The following is a 3,439-nucleotide window of genomic DNA, read 5'->3' as shown; positions in this document are numbered from 1 at the left end:
CTTGTGCCTTGTCGATCGTTTTCGTCGGCTTTACTTACAAGGAGGAACAATACCTGGTGCAAAATAGAAAATAATGATGCCTTATTGAGGTGAAGAAATAGAATTATTCTGATCAACAATAAAAAATAAATTGTATGAATACAAAACATTTGACGAAAGGAATAGTGGTTATATTGTTGCTATTCATTACGTCCTCGATTTACGCGCAGACTTACCGGGAGATCAAGGGGTGGTCAAAGGAAATTAATGAGAGAATTGAAACATTCTTGAATACGACTTTGACCATGAATATTCGTAAAGTAGCGGTATTCGACGGGGATGGAACTGTGATCGGGCAAGCACCGCACTATTTGGCGGATGAAGCTTTATATCGTTATGCGGATAAATATTATAAGGGCAAAAATGATAAAGTTTCCAAGGAAAAAATGGCTATTTTGAATCGGATGGTAAAAGACGGTAATAACGTGGGGAAAGTTTATGTCGAAGATCGTGCCCACTTTTTGGCGGGAATGACTCCGGAGGAAGTGGCAAAGTTGGGGTATGATTGCTATGTGGAGTCATATCAAGGAAAGTTTTACCCGGAAATGAAACAGCTTATAGCTAATTTGAAAGAGTATGGATTTGAGGTTTGGATATTGACAGCTTCTCCCGAGTTTTTATATCAAAAATTTTTATCAGAGGAATTGGGAATCCCTGAAGTAAATATTCTCGGGATGAAGTCTGTCGTGGTAGATGGGGTGTTGACAAATGAGATCGTGTTACCGATTCCGCAAGATGATGGGAAAGCGAATGTTATCCCGACTTTCATTAAAACTCGTCCACTTGTAGTAGGGGGGAATAGCCGGGGAGACATGGATATGCTAAACCAGTCTTGTGGTTTGAAGATTGTGGTAAACCCGGATGATAAAACTGTCCGAGGGCCGGAAGATGGTCCAATGCATGGTCTAACGGTGAAAGAGTACTGGGAAAAAGAAGGAGCCGTTATTGTTCGGTGCAATGATGTCCGAGATCCGAAAGTGCGTTTCCATACTTCGGAGTGGGGAATCAGAGAAAATGTGATTAATCCTAAAGAATAATTCTGTGAAGAATTATCCCGCATAGTTACAATAAACTTAATTTATGTCATTATGAAAAAAAACTATTTATTAAATGTATTGGTGTTATGTTGTGCCCTTTTTGTATGTACAATTGCCCGGGCCGAGTCTGATAAAGACGAACCTTCTAACACGAAAAGCGAGGTCGCACAAGCCAATAACGACGACCTTACAAAACAAGTAAATAAACTTCTTTCGATATTGCCTAAATTCTCTGGTTATATTCAAACCGGTTATAACTGGGGGGACAAGAATGGGGATAACAGATCATCATTCCAATTGAAACGTATGCGTTTGATCATTGATAAAAAAGTTTCAAAAACCTTTGATTTTCGTGCCCAGTTGGAGTGTTTCTCCGGATCGGTTGATAATTCTGCCTACAAGAAAAAAGTGATCACGGTAATGGACGCTTTTGTTAACGCTCATATCACTGATGCTTTGCATTTCCGTGCAGGTCAATACTATTTGCCGCTTGGTTTCGAGAATTATGATATTTCCCCGTCTACTTTAGAGACCGTGGATTTCTCGAACATCTGTTACCGTATGGTGTGTCGTAATGCGATCTCTTCTGCAGATCTTATTGATTATGGTCGTGATCTTGGAGTGATGGCTTATGGAGACCTTTTCAAAAGCAGAGATCAAAAATTTAGCTATCTGAGTTATCAGTTATCATTGACGAACGGTTATCTCCCGACATTGAACGATGACAATAAATCGAAAGATTTTGTGGGTCGTATCACAATCCGTCCGGTAGAGAAATTGCGTATCATCGGTTGTTACAATTGGGGAGAATATAAAGGTTTGAACGAAAATGGAGATGCGAAGGATTATCTTCCGATGAATCGTTTTATCACCGGTGCTTGGTATTATGATCCGAATGGTCTTGACGTTCGTGCAGAATACGGCCATATTCAAAGTGATGATGCTAACGTGAAAGAAGATGGTTTTTATGTGCTTGCGGCGTATAAAATTGGTAAGTTCTTACCGGTTGTACGTTATGATATGTACCGTGACAAAGCAGCCAAGACTTCTGCAAACAACAAGGATAACTTCCTTTTAGGTTGTACCTATGAAATAATCAAGGATGTTAAGTTCCAGGTAAATTATACCATTTCGGCTTATCCTGATAAGGTAAAAGATGCTGGAACAAGAACCGGTACGGGTAATAGCTTGCAAATCATGTGTCTTCTTAAATTCTAATAATACTCAATCTTTTTACCAACAAATTAAATTATTGGATTATGAATAAATTATTTTTCGCTCTGGCATTACTTTTTGTAGGAATGTCTGCAAGTGCCCAACATCTGGGAACTGAGTATCGATTGAAAAGAGTTATTCCCGTGGCAGGACGTCAAGGAATTGCTATCGACAGTAACTATTATTATGTTTCCGACACCAAAGTTCTTTATAAGTATGATAAGCAAGGTAATCTTGTCATGAAGAACGATCAACCGTTCCAGAATCCTAAAATTGCTAACCACTTTGGTGATATTGACGTGTACAATGGAGAGATCTATTGCGGTATTGAGAAATTTGAATACGGACGTGGTTACAATATTGCCGTGTCAATTTATGACGCAGAGACTTTAAAATGGAAACGTGATCTTCCTTGGTCTCCTGAATCAGGACAGGTAGAGGTGTCTGGGCTTGCTGTTGATCGTGAGAAAAATATGGTTTGGATGTCTGACTGGGTGGATAGTCGTTACGTGTATTGCTATAGTCTTGAAACAGGACAATACTACACGAAAATGCAATGTCGTCCGACTCCCTACTGGTGCCAAGGAATCTTTATCGCTGACGGGAAAATGCTTTTCACTTCAGATGATGGAGAATCTTTATATAATATTCCTGATAATATTTATGTTGCTGACATTACGGAAGTGCATTTCACCGGTTTGCAGGAAGGAACTGAAGTGGTTAAAGATACTCCGTTCAGTGTGAAACTTGACAAAAACGGAAAGCCTGTAATGCGTAAAGGTAAAATTGCTGCAGGGGCAAAAGCCGGAAGAGTTGAATTGTTTCGTGAGATGAGTGATTTCCGTCGTTCTGGAGAGATTGAAGGTCTTTCAATTGACCCGGTAAATGATGATTTGGTTGTTTTAAATAATCGTGGTACATTAATCGTTCTTGGTATGTCACAAGGTCCGTTCAAGGAAGAAGGGTATACCGGAGAAATTCATGAACTTTATATCTACGAGAAAGTAAAATAATTTTTAGCGAAGGAATTTGAGTTAGAAATAGACGATCCCCGAAGGTTTTATAAAAAACGGCGCATAGTAAAAAAGCTGTGTTTAGGCATAAAGGTTGCATAGGCGGAAGATGAAGAATTTGGTATCGTTGACCCC

At 39.3% G+C, this 3,439-nt stretch carries 3 protein-coding genes; all 3 read left to right on the top strand.

Features of this window, described 5'->3' with window-relative positions; all coding sequences use genetic code 11:
* Positions 1 to 134 precede the first annotated feature (134 nt).
* From I2I33_RS20105 to I2I33_RS20095, 3 genes are read left to right on the top strand one after another with little or no spacing between them, the layout of a single operon-like run.
* Entirely contained in the window at positions 135 to 1,076 is a 942-nt protein-coding gene (locus I2I33_RS20105; RefSeq protein ID WP_118305707.1) for an HAD family hydrolase, read from the top strand.
* Positions 1,077 to 1,127: 51 nt separating this feature from the next.
* Positions 1,128 to 2,294 carry a porin gene (locus tag I2I33_RS20100; RefSeq protein WP_087421615.1) on the top strand — a complete coding sequence of 389 codons (1,167 nt, stop codon included), beginning with the start codon at positions 1,128 to 1,130 and terminating at the stop codon, positions 2,292 to 2,294.
* A 41-nt stretch (positions 2,295 to 2,335) separates the two neighbouring features.
* Positions 2,336 to 3,304, top strand: coding sequence for a hypothetical protein (locus I2I33_RS20095; protein WP_087421616.1), 969 nt, complete (start codon positions 2,336 to 2,338; stop codon positions 3,302 to 3,304).
* Positions 3,305 to 3,439 lie beyond the last annotated feature (135 nt).

Origin of the sequence: Butyricimonas sp. BSD2780061689_150309_C8 (assembly GCF_015560935.1) — a bacterium.
In the GTDB taxonomy this organism is placed as follows: domain Bacteria; phylum Bacteroidota; class Bacteroidia; order Bacteroidales; family Marinifilaceae; genus Butyricimonas; species Butyricimonas paravirosa.
This window is presented reverse-complemented; position numbering and strand designations above follow the sequence as displayed.